Here is a 13,474-nt window from a genome sequence, read left to right as displayed (position 1 = left end):
TGCGGCTAAGATAGGGGAGTTGCCTGCGCGAGAGCGAAGGACAACGGGCTGTGGCGCAGCTTGGTAGCGCACTTGACTGGGGGTCAAGTGCGGTAGCGGCTGGTTCAGCCTGAAAAGTGAACAACGGGATGTGGCGCAGCTTGGTAGCGCACCTGACTGGGGGTCAGGGGGTCGCAGGTTCAAATCCTGTCATCCCGACAGAAAAGCCCAGGTGAGAGCATGTTTCTCGCCTGGGCTTCGTCGTTTCCGTAATCCTCTTCGGAGGTGTTTATGGAAGCATCACACCAGTGAAGGCTGATGCCCTTCGAGACCCCCAGCTGCGGCTGTTGTGACGAGCCGGGACCTGGCCGGGACCTGGAGCCCGATTTCGTGTCGATCCGCGACCGTTTTCATCGCCCGGGTGCGGCTGTCCGATGGGTCTTGGCAGGAGGTTCGCGGGTGGGGGTTTCCTGTCCGTCGAGGAACGCGTTCGCGCGGGCAGCGGCGTCGGTGAGGTGTCTGGTGTCGGGGTGCAGGTAGCCGCGGGTGGTCTCGATGGACTTGTGTCCGAGGATGCCTTGGAGGACGTGGAGGGGGATGCCGGCGTCGGCGAGCCAGGTGGCTCCGGTGTGACGGAGGCCGTGCCGGGTGAGGCTCGTCAGTTCAAGGTCGGTGACGAGCTGATCCCATTTCGTTGCGTCCCGTACGGAGGCGGTAGTGAGCACGCCGCCGCGGGGTCCGGTCAGTAGTCGTTCCTCGGGTTCACGGTCGGCGGTGAGGCGCTCAAGTACGGGGGTGAGCGCTTGCAGGATGGGGACTTGTCGGATGTCTCGTCCCTTGGTCTGTTTGGTGACGAGCCCGCCTGCGCCTGGGTAGGTTTGGCGGCGGACCGTGACGATCCGTTGATCCCAGTCGATGTCGCCGACTTGAAGGCCTGAGATCTCGGAGCCGCGGGCGGCGAGGAGAGCGCAGAGCATTACGAAGTCGGAATAGCTTTGATGCACCTCCCCACACCGATCCGCCAGCGCCGTGAGCTCCGCGAGGTCTTTGAGCGCGTGGACGCGCGGTGACAGCTCGTTCTCTTTCAGGTTGAGTGCTGATTTCCCGAGGGAGCGTCTAGACCGGTTGCGGGCGGGGTTGCTGGGCAGGAGGTCGTCGCGGACGGCTTCGTCGAGGACGCGGACGAGGGGCGCGATGGTGTTCTTGATGGTCGACGCGGAGTGCAGTGTTTCCCACTGGTCGATGGTGCGGTCGATCATCCCGGCCGTGATCTGTGACAGTGGCAAATGTCCGAGGGCGGGGAGGACGCGGAGGCGGAGTCCGAGTTTGTAGCCGTCGACGGTGGACGTCGGGTCCAGGCCCCGCTGCCACCGGTCGCCGATCATCTCGACGTAGTCGGAGAACAGGATGCGTTTGTCGATCCCGAGTTCGGCGGAGGCCTGCAGGTATTGAAAGAACTCTTCGGCGGCGTCCTCGTCGGGGACGACGAGCGCGCGGGTGACCCGTTTGCGGGTGTGGGGGTCGATCCAGCGGGCGCGAGCACGGATCCCCGAGGCGCGGTGTTCAAGGTCGGTGGTGACCTTCACCCCGATCGGCGGCACCGGCAGAGGTGCGGTCGGTTCAGGCGTGCTCATCGGTGCCGAGGGAGGCGAGCCAGTGCTCGACCTGTTCGATGCGGTACCTGGTCACCCCACCGATCCGGATGAACGGGGGCCCTTTCTTCTCGGCCCGCCACCTCGACAGCGTCGATTCCGACACCCGCAGGAACGCCGCGATTTCGCGGCTGTCCCGCAACGGTGAAACGAGGACGTCACCGGTCTGTTCGGTCATGACTGCTCGCTCCAATCGATGTTCACGATTTCCCGGATCGTCGCGTCCTGCTCCGCAATCCGGGCCTTGACCTGCTCCTCGACGAACGCGAGGAAATCGTCCGTGCGCTTCGCGACGGGGCGTTCGGTGGTGTCGGGTTCTGTCCAGTCTTCGGCTTCGCCGCCGGGCCACACTGTGATGCGGGTGGGGCGGTCGCGGTCAAGGCGGGTGCCGGAGATCGTGACCCAGTCCCGTAGCCGTTCGCGGGCGACGCTGAAGTCGTGGTGCCAGGCGAGGGCCTGGTTGCCTTTGGCTTGTGGGTCGAAGCAGAACAGCCAGTGCTGGCGCAGGGCGGACAGTTCCCAGATGAGTTCGGGGTGGCGGTGCCACATCGGCGGGACAACTTGTGCGGGGAGGCCGTAGGTGTGGCGGAGCCAGTCGACCCATCCGTTCAGCTCGAGAAGCTCGTGCTCGAGGTCGGCGGGTGGGAGGGTGCGCCAGTTGATCGGGCGTGCCACCGCGGTGAGTGACTTCGCCAGGTCCGCCTGGAACGTTTGCTTCGCGAACTGCTTCGCTTTCTCAGCGACGTCTGCGGGGAGCTCGGACAGGTCAATCCCATCGAAGTCAGGCCCCGGCACGGCCGGCCTCGAGCTCTGCGGTTCGGTGTCGGGTGGGGCGGGGTTGTTGGTGGTCATCAGAAAACTCCCGGAACGTGGCGAGGCGAAGAAGGAGAGCCGCGAAGGATGCGGCGCAGGAAGGAGGCGGGTGCGGCGACCACACGGTGGTGGTGGTGGGGTGGCTGGTCGCCGCACCCGCGGCTTATCGGGCGACCGCGTCGCGCTGCGCGGACGCAGCGCTGGTCGCGGTGGGTGGTTCCGGGTCGAGCTGTCCTTCGCGGTCGGCGAGGGCCTGCTGCATCTGACCGCGTATCGGGGTCTCCTGTTGTGGGGTGTCTCGTTCGGGTGGGGTGCGGTCGACGGTGTAGCGGGTGATGTTGTTGTCGTGTCCGATCCGGGACGCTACGAACTGCTCTCGTTCGGTGCCGTCGCTGCCGGTGTAGGTGCGGGTCTCGCCCTCGGCGAGGAAGTTGTCACCCTTCTGGAACTGCTCATGCGCGAGCTCCGCGGAGCGCCGGAACATCACCAGGTCCGTGAACGTCGGCTCCAACGGGGTGAACGTCCCGTCGTCTTCGACCCGTGCCTGGGGCTGCCCGATCCGGGCGTAGAGGCGGGCATCGCCCTTGCTGGTGAACGTCAGCTCCGGGTCGGACGCGACGAACCCCGACAGGGATTCCTTCGTGCGAATAGTCATCGTGATGTCTCCCAACATGTCCATGTCAATCCCGCAGCCGCGGGCTCACCAGACAGGTACGACCAACACCCCGGCGGTACTATCGGGCACCGCCTTGGAGCGCCTGCTCGACCTCGCCCCGGTCCGTGCGGAGCTGTTTGGCATCCGCGCGGGTTGGCCACGGGCGCAGGTTCGTGATGATGGGGCGGGCGGTGCGGAGCATCACCACGCCCGTGCCGAACGGGAGGGTGCGGAGGACGTCGGGTGGGAGGATCGGGACGCGGCGGATCGACCGTTGCGATGAGTGCGCCCCATAGGCATCCGTCGTCATGCTGTCGGTGGTTTCGTCGCGGTCGCCGATGAGGGTGGAGAGGTCTTGGAGGTCTCGGCTGTTGGAGGCTCCGCCGAGGATGATTTTCACGATGGATGCGTCCCAGATCGCGTTCGCCTGGTTCTCACCCCACTTCTCCCGCGCCTGGGCAAGGGACTGCAACACCGGGAGTGGGGTGATGCCGGTGCCGCCACCTTCCGCCATCAACGTCGGCAGCGACGGCAGCGGGGCAAGGTTCCCAATCTCATCCAACGCCAGCAACAAAGGCGGGTCCATGCGTGCGCCAGGTGACCGTGCGGCGATCTTCCGGGCGGACTCGACGAGGTCTTCAATGAACGCCGCCACCAGCGCCGACGACGCGCCGGCGCCGGCACCGGTGGCGAGGAGGTAGAGGGTCCCGTTGCCGAGGAGAAACTCCTCAGGGTCGAACTCCTCACCCGGCCCCGGGGAAACCGCGTCCAGGACGCGGGGATCGGCAAGAGCAGAGAACGCGAGGGAGACACCCTGCCAGATCGAATCCCTCGTCCGCGGGTCTGCCTGCACCATCGCATCCAAGGAGTCCGCCCACCCTTCCGCCGCTCCCGGATGGGACGACAGCACCCTTACGGCGTCGGCGGCGAGGGTCGGGTTCAGCGCCCACTGGTACAGGGTCTTCGCGTTCCTACCGTCGAGAGCGGCGGCATGGAGAAGGGCTTGGATCGCGGCGGTCGTCTTCCCTTCCCAAAACCCCGCGTCCTGGACGCCACCGAACCCTGTGGCGGTGGCGAGGCCTTTCGCGCGGATCATCGCCGTGAGCGGGTCCTGGCAGCCGCGCACGGGTGACCACCGCATCCCCGCCGGGAGCCCTGGGGCGAGCTGCTGGGGGTCGAACACCGCGACCTTCCCCTTCTTCGCGCGCGCTTTCAAGGTCGCGGTGAGGTTGTCCGGACGGGTGCTGGTGGTGATGACGGCTCCGGGGGCGTCGAGGATCGCGTTGATCACTACATGCAGCCCTTTCCCCGAGCGGGGCGGGCCGATCAGTAGGATCGAGTCTTCGACGGTCGCCCAGATCTGCCCGCCTTTCCCGGTACCGAGCAGATACCCCACGTCTTCCGGGGCGGGTGTTCCGGTGAGCGAGGGCCGCAACGTCGCAGCCTTCTTCACCAGGGTCTTCGGGGAGGCGGCCCGGGCGACCTCGGCGGCGGTGGCGGTCCCGGCGAGCCGGTGTGGGTCCGATTTCGACCGGGAACGGTGAACCGCCCGAACCACGAAGAGGCCTGATGTTCCGAGCACGCCAAGAACCACGGCGACGACTGCCCAGTAGACGAACGGGTTCAAGCCTTCCGCGCCAAGCGCCGTCCCGGGGTCCGTTGGGGTGGCAAGGACACTGATCCAAGAGGTGAAACTGCCGGACGGTTCGGGCAGGCCGGTGAGGAATGCGGTCACGGAGCCCGCGACCCTTAGTATCCCGGTGAACACGGCGGCGGTGATGAGGGCTCCGAGGGTGAGGTTGATGAAGAGGTCGTTGGCGGGTTTCGCCTGCACAGGACCAGACATGTCGGCACCTTTCTGATCCCGCAGAAGGCACACGCGCGGGGTCAGGACAACAGGTACGACGACGAGCGGATAAGCGGGCGGTCAGTCGATGCGCTGCACCGAGGCGGTGCCAGAGATTCGCCCCAGCAAGATCACCTCACCCCTCACGCGAGGGATCTCGCCGCGGTCGACGAGGGCGCGGGCGGCACCGGTTGGGTCGGCCGAGCTGTGGCGGAGGATCAGGGCGAGGGCGACGTCTTCACCGGGGACGAACCCGTCCGCGGTGAACTCCAGAAGGCTCGGCAGTGCTACCAGTGCGGGTGCGGCGTCTTCTGGTGGAGCGAACGGCGACCGCGGCTCCGGCGCAGGTGGCGTGAGGATGTCTGCGTGGACGCTGCCGTCCATCTCTCGCACCTCCACCCGGGTTGGTGATCCGAAGCGCCCGACGAGCTCCGTCACCGTGGCTGTGATCTCGTCTCGGCGGATCGGGGTAGCGGCAAGGCGGTTACCGTTCACGGTCACGACGAGAGTGTCCGCGTTCACGGCTTCGAGGAGAATCTGCGGCAGCACCGCAGGCACCACCAACCTCGATTTCGGGGCCACGGGGTGTGTCTGGTTGCTGTTCTGGCGACGGCGTCGAAGGGTCATGCCAGGAAGGTGCGACCCGGCCCCGAACGCCCCACCCCGTCGTCTGCGACGGGGGCGGTGGTGAGGGCTTCCTCCCGGGCAATGAGCTCGCACAGCGCATCCGCCCACCCACCGGTGATGTGCAGCAGCGTCTCGTAGTCGGCGGAGGCGACTTCACCCTCGGAGAGCGTCACCCACGGCCAGCTCCCATCCGGCTGTGGAAGCCGCGCTTCGGATGCCCACGTCCAGGACACCGGGACACGGTCTTCATCGGACCAGTCGACCCCGGGCGGGTACTGCTCCTCGATCGCGAACCGCGGCGAAGACCCGTGCAGGGGATATAGCACGAAATGCCCAGCTCCGAACGTCTCCGGATCCTCATACAACAGGATCAACTGATCCTGGGATTGCTGCTCGATCCGATGCAACCCGTCATCGAGGGCCATCATGTTCCGCACCAGCTCCTCCTCTGACACGCTGCTCGTATCGTCCGAGCCCTGGTGCTCCGAGGCGGGGCCGTCTACGCTCAAGACAGCTCTCCGGAGCGCTCAGGATTCGTGAACTCGCGGGGATTCTGAGTCATCCGCTGGGTGGTGTCGAAGGCCCGCAGCTCATCAGGGTGCAACTGATGCTGGACGACGTATGACGACTCTTTGATCCGCCACAACCCCTGCCCGGTCCCCAGGGACGGCAGGAGTTTCTGCTCGGTGCCGGTGAGGCCGAGGGTCTTCCCGGTGGTGCCGATCTGGTCGGATTCTTGTCGGTAGATGATCCGCGACTCCGCATTGGCCAGCAGGCTGTTGGCGAGGGATCGCATGGCGGAGCCGTGGTCGCCGACGTTGTCGAGGTCGGTGAGCTTGTGGAAGATGAGCAGGTTCGCGATCCCGTAATGGCGGGCGAGCCGCCAGTGCGCGTCCATCCGCTTCAACAACGCCGGGTGGGATATGAGCCGCCACGCTTCGTCGTAGACAACCCAACGTTGCCCACCGTTCGGGTCCAGCAGTGCGGATTCCATCCATGCCGACGAGCAGGTCATCAGCACGCTGATGAGGGTGGAGTTTTCGACGACGCGGGATAGGTCGAGGGTGATCATCGGCAACGTCGGATCAAAGGTCACCGTGGAGGGTCCGTCGAACAGGCCTTGGAGGTCGCCGGAGACGAGACGGCGCAGGGCGTGCCCGACCATGCGGCCGTCCTCGGCAAGGCGGTCGTCATCTGTGGGGTCGGGAGTGAGGATGCGGTCAACGACCATCGGCAGGATCGGCACATCGTTACTGGCGACCACGGCCTGGAGGGCGATATCGATGACCGTGTGTTCCAGCGGCGACAACGACCGCTCGAGCACGGTCTCGGCGAGGGCGCCGATCAGGTCACGGCGACGCGACGCAACCGTGGACGCCCATTCGGCGTCGGTGAGCCCGCCGGGCCGGTAGCCCTCGTCGAGCGGATTGAGACGGTTCGAGAGGCCATGCCCGAGGACGATCGCTTTCCCACCCACTGCCTCCGCAACCGCCGTGTGCTCACCCTTTGGATCGCCGGGGACGTACACGCGACGCCCGAACGGGATGCTGCGGGTGTAGAGCGACTTGGCCAGCGACGACTTCCCACTGCCGACGATGCCGGCGAGGACGAGGTTTGGGGCGGTGATGATGCCGCGCTGGTACAGCACCCACGGGTCGTACACGAACGATCCGCCGGAGTACATGTCCTGCCCCACGAATACGCCCTGGGAGCCGAGGCCGCCTTCGGCGAGGAACGGGTACGCGCCCTGCAGCGCGGCCGAGGTGTCCTGATGCGAGGGAACCCGAAACCCCCGATACGACCGCAATCCCGCGGGACCTGGCTCGCCACCCCTGGGGAGGTAGTTCGTCGAGCGCGCTTCTGCCCGTTCCGCGGCGAGCTTCGCCTTCTCTGCGGCGCGTTGCTCGGCGTGCTCGCGGGCGATGACTTGCCGGGCGGCACGTTCCCGGGTCTTGCGGTTCTTCCGGCCGGTACCGTCTTCGACGAGGACGGTGGAGTGGAGCTTCTTCGGGCTGGTGTGCTGTCCCATGAGGGGTGGCCTTCCGACGGAGTGTGCAGTGACACCCGTCAGGTACGCCTCATGTCTCAGATTCCTCGGCAGAGCGGCAGGGCTGCCGCGACGAACGCCTGTGCCTGCTGCCCGACCAGGCGACGGGTTTCGCACGACGCCTGGATCGCTGCCTGCTCTATCGCCGACACTGCAGCTTCCAGCTCATCGGCGGTGGGTGCGGAGACGGCGAGGAGTCCGGTGTAGCGCAGGACGCCGTGGCCGCTGGTGAGGTCGGCTTCCTGCTGCAGCACGTCTTGGTATTCGGCGGATTGCTGCGCGTCTTCGATCTGCCCGACCTTCTGCCGCTGCGCCGCATCACTGATGTACTCGGTCTTCTTCTTCCGAATATCCCGCGCCGCCTGATCACTGCGGATCGGGTCGCACAGCAGCGTGAACGCTCGACGGATCCCGCTGGTCAGGAGTACGGGTGCGAGGAAGCCTGGGTAGACGAGTGAGCGCGGCCACTCACTGATCCACAACACCGCGTGATGCGCGCTGTCAGAGCGCAGCTGGTCCCAGGTCTCTTCGACCGCGACCGGGCCAGCCATGGCGAGGTCCTGCCCGATCTCCCCGGAGCGCTCCAGGGTTGCGGCGATCGCGGGGTCGTACGCACTGCGGAGCATGATTGCGAGCTGTCCTGGTGTGTACCAGTCGGAGGGTTTCAGGTCTGCGGTGCGGAGCGCGGTGGTGAGGGTCTCCATTTCTTGCTTGAGCACCACCGCGGCACCCTTGAGGCCACCGCCCGCGGTGCGGATAGTGCGGGATGCGGCCCGCATGTCCAGGCTGAGGGAGATGGTGGAGATGTGGCGTTCCCCGGCAGGGCCTGCCCGGTCGATGAGCTCCCGGTAAGTGCGCGCGACCCAGGAATCGTCGTCGTTGCCGTGCTCCGCCCACCACTGCGCGAGCCCCGACCCGGAGTCAGGGACGGTGCGTTCGAGGACTTGGAGGCGGGCGATCCGGGTGGACCGGCACGCAACGGACAGCACCCGACCCCAGGCGTGAACGCGGTGCTCCTGCTCACCCGGATCCAACAGAATGAACGAGGGATGGGTCACCTCCACCAGCGCCGTCAGGGTCTGCCCGTGCGGGTCATGCACCATCACCGCCCCGCTCTCGGGATCCTCGTACTGACGCAACGGCGCCGCATCTCCAGGCAGCGCGAGGGTTCCCGCAGGGCGTGGCTTCACAATCCGACGTCGATACCTCGTCTGCTGGAGGGCTTGCCGGAGCACCCAGTGCAGGGTGATCGGTACCCATTCGACGAGCTTCCGCCCACCGACCGGTACCCAGGCGAGGGCAGCGCCGGTGCCCCAGATCGGGGACGTGTAGAGCGCGGCGGGGCCTCCGGTGTAGAGGGAGGCGATGAACACGGCGACCGCGACGGAGAGGGCGATGACTTGTGGGAGGGAGAGGCCGAGGATGATCCCGCGTTTGGTGAGGCGGGAGAACTTCACCGCTGACAGCTCGAACTCGGTGCGGGTGGACGCAGTGCTGGCCATAAGGTGCTCCTGAATAGGCGAACGGATTGGGGTCGCCGGTCAGGTACGGACAGCACAGCGGGCGGTGACCCGTGAACCACCCCTGGGGTCAGGTCGTTTCTGACCACACGGGGTGTGCTGTTCACTGGCCACCGCCCAGATGACGGAACGTCACCTCCTTTCAGTGGCGGATCTCTCCGGTCAGGGCTTCGGCGGCGGCGGAGCCTGCCCACCACCGCTGTTGTTCGCGGGCGGGGTCTGCGGCTTCGATGCAGGCGCGCTCGGCGCCGGCGTGGTGGGGTGCGCGGGCGGCACTGACCGGTCAGGTGGTGGTGGCGTGGCCTGCCCCTCGCTGGCGGCTCCGGCGTGGCTGTCGGCGGTGCGGCCGATCGCGTCGCCGAGCTTCGGGCCGGCCTCCGCTGCGCCCTTGGCGATCTTCGCCCCGGCGACTGCGGCGATCCCGACCGGACCTGCCGCTGCAGCACCCGCCCCGGCTCCCGCTCCTGCACCGCCTCCGGCAGCGCCACCACCTACGCTGCTCCCCGCCGCTCCGGCACCACCTCCGCCGCCCGGCGAGGGTTTGGGCCCACCCCCTGGCGGGGGCGGCGGATTCCCTCCACCACCATCGTTCTTGCTGTCGCCCCCGCCGTCGAGGATCTTCTGTGGCCCGCCACCGTCGGGCTTGCCGGGGAGGGGCATGGGCCGGTTCATGGCCTGCTTCGACTCTTGCTCCGCACTCATGACGTGGTACATGTCGAAGCCGACGAAGGAGATGAACTTGTAGACCATGTAGGGCGCGAACGCGGCGATGAACATCAGCACAATCCCCGCGATCGGATCTGCAATCGAACTGAGGTCCATATCGATCGGCGCGTTGACCTGATTGATCGCCACCAGGAACACCACGACGATCACGAGTTTGGAGAAGATCAGCGCAAGCACAAACGACGCCCACTTCCCGAACCACCCCTTCGTCGCATCCCACGACGCTCCCGATAGCGCGATCGGTGCCATCACGACGGCGACCAGGATCAGCGCCTTCCGGATCAGGAGGCTGAACCAGACGATTGCTGCCGCGCAGATCGCGAGGAAGCTGAGGAAGATGGTGATGATCGCGCCGGCTCCGGGTGCGGTGAGGGTGATCGCGGTGAGACCTGCGACGAGGACCCCGATCTTCCCGCCCATCTCCTCCAACGTCGTCCCGGTCGCCTGGATGATCCCGATCGAGAGTTGGTCGACGATCTCGAGCAGTGTCGCGGTCAATGTGATGACCAGGAACGACCCGAGCACCGACTTCGCTAATCCGAGGGCGGCGCGGGAGAGGGCGGTGGGATCGCGTCTGATGAGGCCGGTGATGAGTTGCAGGCAGAAGAAGATCAGCATGACGAAGATCGCAATCCCGAAGATCACGTTGTACACGCCGATGTAGCCGGCCCCGGTGATGTCGACCAGGGTGGTCGAGTCGAACAGCGCCCACACGCCTTGGAAGATCCAGGACGCGGCCGCTCCGATCGCTTGGGCGAGCCAGTCGAATGGTGCAGCGACGAGGGTGGCTGCACCTTCGCCGACGGCGTCGCAGACGTTGCTGATGATGGGGACGTCACAGATACCAGCCACAACACCCCTCCCTTCTACGGGTCGAGATGGTGGTGGTTAGGAGACGGCCTGGCCGACGTTCCAGAAGAAGTTGATCAGCGTCACCGATGCGCCGGTAATGATCGCCGCCCCGCAGGAGATCAGCACCCCGACCTTCCCCCGCGACGCCAGATGCGGGTTGCTGCTGTTGGCGCCGAAGCCCCACACGACGGCGGAGACGATGAGGGCGAGGACGGACAGGATCAGCCCGATCGTCATCACCGCGCCCACGACCGTGCGCAGAGCGGCGATGCCGGGCAGCCCGGAGTCGTTCGGGGTGATGTCCACATTCGCGGGCAACACCGCGGCGAGAGTGGTGAGAGTGTCGAGAACGGCAAGCATGAATGGGCTCCTTCACAAGCGATCGCCCCGTACCCGGTCGTGCGGGGTCACTGGGACAGGTGCGATGCCGGAACGTGCGACCAGGCTCAGAGGGTGTCTCCGAGGTTCAGGAGGAAGTTCATCCATGCCACTCCGGCACCTGCGAGGGCGGCGGCTCCGAGGGCGACGAACACACCGACTTTCCCTTTCGCGGCGGTCTGCGGGTTCCCGGCGGAGGAGGACACCGCCCACACGATCCCGGAGACGACGAGCATGAGCACCGAGACGATCAACACGATCGTGAGCAGCGCGCCGACGATCTCGATGAGGGTGGAGCGGCCTCCGACACTGGAGAGATCGGGGTAGACGTTCTCAGCCTGTAGCAGGGCCAAGGTGATGGCAGGCATACGGTTCTCCTCACGACAACGGGGGTGGGTGGGCACCGGTCAGGTGCGCCACCCACCCCGCCAGGCCCCGCTCAGCTCAGCTGGTGCAGCCTGGCCCGCCACCGACCGGGGCGTCGATGCCCTCGACACCGCGTTCTGCGAGCCACGGTTCTGCGTCGACGGCGGGGGCGTTCGCGCCGCCGGGGTGGACTTGGAAGTGCAGGTGCGGGCCGGTCGAGTGGCCGCTGCTGCCGACGTCGCCGATGTGTTGGCCGGCGGTGACCCTGTCGCCAGTGGTGACGTGGATGCCGTGTGCCCACATGTGGATGTACTTCGTCGCGACCTTTTCGCCGCCGATGGTGTGCTCGATAGTGATCTGCCCCGAATACCCATCGACCATCCCCGCATAGGTGACCATGCCGTCGGCGAGGGCAAAGATCGGCGTCCCATCAGCGGCAGCCCAGTCAGTTCCGGCGTGCACGCGCGCCTCACCAGTGATGGGGTCAATCCGCGGCCCGAACGACGACGTGTGCACATAGCTGCCTGTCGGCAGTGGGAACACCAGCCGGCTCGTCTCGGGAATGTTCGTGTCCCCGGGCACACCGCTCCCGCCGCTGTTGTTGCGGGTGAGGGTGTCGAGGATGGTGCGGGCGACGGGCTCGTAGTTCTGGTACCGGTCCGGGTAGGCGGACACTTCGACGGCTTGGGCGGCCTCGCCCTTGTCCATCTGCTGCCACCCCGGAATATCGAGCAGCCCCCGCGGTGAGGGATGGTTCGGTCCGTCGGGTCCGCCATAGAACGCCCGCGCCTGATACGTGGTGTCCATGAGCTCGGCAACGGTGCCCCACCCGGACTGCGGGCGCATCTGGAACAGACCCAAGCTGTCGTGATCGGAGCCGTTCCCGTCGTTCGGGTAGCTCCCGGATTCGGGGTAGGTGCCGGTATTGGCGAGCTGCCGCAGCGTCGACTCCGTCAGCGCCGCCATCAACGCGATCAAAATCCCGTCCCGCCCCACCCCAGGAGTATTCGCTCCGACGGTGATCATCGTCCCGGCGTGGGTGAGCTGCTGCTTGTTGAGAGTGAACGTGTACCCGTCTTTCATCGTCACCTGGAGCGAGTCCGGGATCGGCCCGAGGGTCACACCGCTGGCGATGCAGTTCCCCTGGTTGAGGACGGCCGGGTTCACGAGCAGACCAATGCTGAGCAGCCCCAGCATCGGGGCGAGCAGCATAAACGTGGCTGCGGCAGCAAGGAGCTTCTTCATCCCGTGCCCCGGCCTATCGGAGGGGGTTGTCGAGTTCGGATAGGCGCAGCAGATGGCACCGGTTGAACACCGGCTGGCAGGACATGAACACCGTGAACGCCACCGCATGCTCGCTCTGGACGGGGTCGTCGTACCAGACGCCGTCCCGGTGCCTGATGCCTTCGACCGTGTACGCGACCGTGCCGTCGGTGATGTGCCCGCCGGAGGCGGCGACCGCTTCCTCCCACTGTGCGGGGACGAATACCCGGTCGATCTCAATGTGTTGGCGGGTGCGGTACTCGGCAAGATCCCGCCACGTCGACGCCGACGGGAAGTACCCGTCCATGTCCGCGATCAGCCCCGGCGTCTCCGTGCCGGACGGGTCCGCGTCCTCGATCAACACACCCCGGTGATCAGCAGGAGTCAGGAGGGTAAAGGTATCCCAGTCGAACAACGCCACAGCGACCGCGCGCACGTAGGTCTCGGGGTTATTCGTGCGCGGCAAGGCCGGCAGATCGGCCTCGCCCGGCTGCCCAGTCGGGTCGACGGGGTCGAGCGGTGCCGTGGACGAGGTGGGTGTGCGCTCCCCGGGATCCTCACTGCCGTGGGGGCCGGTGACGAGGCCGTAGATGCCGACACCGGCGAGCACCGCGATGACGAGACCGGTCGCGGTGAGGGTGATGATCAGACGGCGACGACGACGCTGCTGGTCGTCGGTGTGAGGAGAAGACATGAAGTGGGGCCTTCCAATAGAGGGGCGGGCGGGGTCACCCGATAGGTGCGCCGCCC

The 13,474-nt window shown here is 66.6% G+C and carries 14 protein-coding genes and 1 tRNA gene; 1 reads left to right on the top strand and 14 read right to left on the bottom strand.

Annotation, left to right across the window (positions count from 1 at the left end):
* Positions 1–124 precede the first annotated feature (124 nt).
* A tRNA-Pro gene (locus G4G29_RS12700) sits at positions 125–198 on the top strand.
* Positions 199–389: 191 nt separating this feature from the next.
* On the opposite strand, the gene G4G29_RS12695 is transcribed toward G4G29_RS12700, so the two are convergent.
* The 14 genes from G4G29_RS12695 to G4G29_RS12630 all read right to left on the bottom strand — a co-directional run bounded on the left by G4G29_RS12695 (position 390) and on the right by G4G29_RS12630 (position 13,418).
* The gene (locus G4G29_RS12695) at positions 390–1,565 is read right to left on the bottom strand and encodes a site-specific integrase (RefSeq protein WP_244631992.1); all 1,176 of its coding nucleotides are present in this window, start codon (positions 1,563–1,565) and stop codon (positions 390–392) included.
* A gap of 34 nt (positions 1,566–1,599) precedes the next feature.
* The gene (locus G4G29_RS12690) at positions 1,600–1,809 is read right to left on the bottom strand and encodes a helix-turn-helix domain-containing protein (protein WP_120776674.1); all 210 of its coding nucleotides are present in this window, start codon (positions 1,807–1,809) and stop codon (positions 1,600–1,602) included.
* Positions 1,806–2,483, bottom strand: coding sequence for a hypothetical protein (locus G4G29_RS12685; RefSeq protein ID WP_202045248.1), 678 nt, complete (start codon positions 2,481–2,483; stop codon positions 1,806–1,808). The genes G4G29_RS12690 and G4G29_RS12685 overlap by 4 nt, the downstream gene beginning before the upstream one ends.
* A 124-nt stretch (positions 2,484–2,607) precedes the next feature.
* Positions 2,608–3,099: a single-stranded DNA-binding protein gene (locus tag G4G29_RS12680; RefSeq protein ID WP_183150384.1), complete on the bottom strand. Its 492-nt coding sequence runs from the start codon at positions 3,097–3,099 to the stop codon at positions 2,608–2,610.
* A 79-nt stretch (positions 3,100–3,178) separates the two neighbouring features.
* Positions 3,179–4,945 carry a TraM recognition domain-containing protein gene (locus G4G29_RS12675; RefSeq protein ID WP_183150383.1) on the bottom strand — a complete coding sequence of 589 codons (1,767 nt, stop codon included), beginning with the start codon at positions 4,943–4,945 and terminating at the stop codon, positions 3,179–3,181.
* A gap of 81 nt (positions 4,946–5,026) precedes the next feature.
* On the bottom strand, positions 5,027–5,503 hold the full coding sequence (locus G4G29_RS12670) for a hypothetical protein (RefSeq protein ID WP_210274176.1): 477 nt from the start codon (positions 5,501–5,503) through the stop codon (positions 5,027–5,029).
* A 65-nt stretch (positions 5,504–5,568) separates the two neighbouring features.
* The gene (locus tag G4G29_RS12665) at positions 5,569–6,027 is read right to left on the bottom strand and encodes a hypothetical protein (RefSeq protein WP_183150381.1); all 459 of its coding nucleotides are present in this window, start codon (positions 6,025–6,027) and stop codon (positions 5,569–5,571) included.
* Between the two features lie 50 nt (positions 6,028–6,077).
* Positions 6,078–7,601 carry an ATP-binding protein gene (locus G4G29_RS12660; RefSeq protein WP_183150380.1) on the bottom strand — a complete coding sequence of 508 codons (1,524 nt, stop codon included), beginning with the start codon at positions 7,599–7,601 and terminating at the stop codon, positions 6,078–6,080.
* Between the two features lie 56 nt (positions 7,602–7,657).
* Positions 7,658–9,121, bottom strand: coding sequence for an SCO6880 family protein (locus G4G29_RS12655; protein ID WP_183150379.1), 1,464 nt, complete (start codon positions 9,119–9,121; stop codon positions 7,658–7,660).
* A gap of 180 nt (positions 9,122–9,301) precedes the next feature.
* Complete coding sequence (locus G4G29_RS12650; RefSeq protein WP_183150378.1) at positions 9,302–10,717, bottom strand: conjugal transfer protein TrbL; 1,416 nt, start codon at positions 10,715–10,717, stop codon at positions 9,302–9,304.
* A 36-nt stretch (positions 10,718–10,753) separates the two neighbouring features.
* Positions 10,754–11,077: a DUF6112 family protein gene (locus G4G29_RS12645; protein ID WP_183150377.1), complete on the bottom strand. Its 324-nt coding sequence runs from the start codon at positions 11,075–11,077 to the stop codon at positions 10,754–10,756.
* Positions 11,078–11,163: 86 nt separating this feature from the next.
* On the bottom strand, positions 11,164–11,463 hold the full coding sequence (locus G4G29_RS12640) for a DUF6112 family protein (protein WP_183150376.1): 300 nt from the start codon (positions 11,461–11,463) through the stop codon (positions 11,164–11,166).
* 76 nt (positions 11,464–11,539) lie between these two features.
* Positions 11,540–12,706 (bottom strand): M23 family metallopeptidase, encoded by a 1,167-nt coding sequence (locus tag G4G29_RS12635; protein ID WP_183150375.1) that lies wholly within the window; start codon positions 12,704–12,706, stop codon positions 11,540–11,542.
* 13 nt (positions 12,707–12,719) lie between these two features.
* The gene (locus G4G29_RS12630) at positions 12,720–13,418 is read right to left on the bottom strand and encodes a hypothetical protein (protein WP_183150374.1); all 699 of its coding nucleotides are present in this window, start codon (positions 13,416–13,418) and stop codon (positions 12,720–12,722) included.
* Positions 13,419–13,474 lie beyond the last annotated feature (56 nt).

The sequence above is a fragment of the Microbacterium sp. Se63.02b genome (assembly GCF_014171575.1).
In the GTDB taxonomy this organism is placed as follows: Bacteria; Actinomycetota; Actinomycetes; order Actinomycetales; family Microbacteriaceae; genus Microbacterium.
The sequence above is the reverse complement of the archived record's forward strand: the minus strand, read 5'-3'. Positions and strand labels throughout refer to the sequence as shown.

Bases quoted from the DNA above. Each gene is read 5' to 3' on its own strand.
- G4G29_RS12690 (WP_120776674.1), bottom strand. From the start codon at position 1,809: ATGACCGAACAGACCGGTGACGTCCTCGTTTCACCGTTGCGGGACAGC.
- G4G29_RS12675 (WP_183150383.1), bottom strand. From the start codon at position 4,945: ATGTCTGGTCCTGTGCAGGCGAAACCCGCCAACGACCTCTTCATCAAC.
- G4G29_RS12630 (WP_183150374.1), bottom strand. From the start codon at position 13,418: ATGTCTTCTCCTCACACCGACGACCAGCAGCGTCGTCGTCGCCGTCTG.
- G4G29_RS12680 (WP_183150384.1), bottom strand. From the start codon at position 3,099: ATGACTATTCGCACGAAGGAATCCCTGTCGGGGTTCGTCGCGTCCGAC.
- G4G29_RS12640 (WP_183150376.1), bottom strand. From the start codon at position 11,463: ATGCCTGCCATCACCTTGGCCCTGCTACAGGCTGAGAACGTCTACCCC.
- G4G29_RS12635 (WP_183150375.1), bottom strand. From the start codon at position 12,706: ATGAAGAAGCTCCTTGCTGCCGCAGCCACGTTTATGCTGCTCGCCCCG.
- G4G29_RS12655 (WP_183150379.1), bottom strand. From the start codon at position 9,121: ATGGCCAGCACTGCGTCCACCCGCACCGAGTTCGAGCTGTCAGCGGTG.
- G4G29_RS12660 (WP_183150380.1), bottom strand. From the start codon at position 7,601: ATGGGACAGCACACCAGCCCGAAGAAGCTCCACTCCACCGTCCTCGTC.
- G4G29_RS12685 (WP_202045248.1), bottom strand. From the start codon at position 2,483: ATGACCACCAACAACCCCGCCCCACCCGACACCGAACCGCAGAGCTCG.
- G4G29_RS12645 (WP_183150377.1), bottom strand. From the start codon at position 11,077: ATGCTTGCCGTTCTCGACACTCTCACCACTCTCGCCGCGGTGTTGCCC.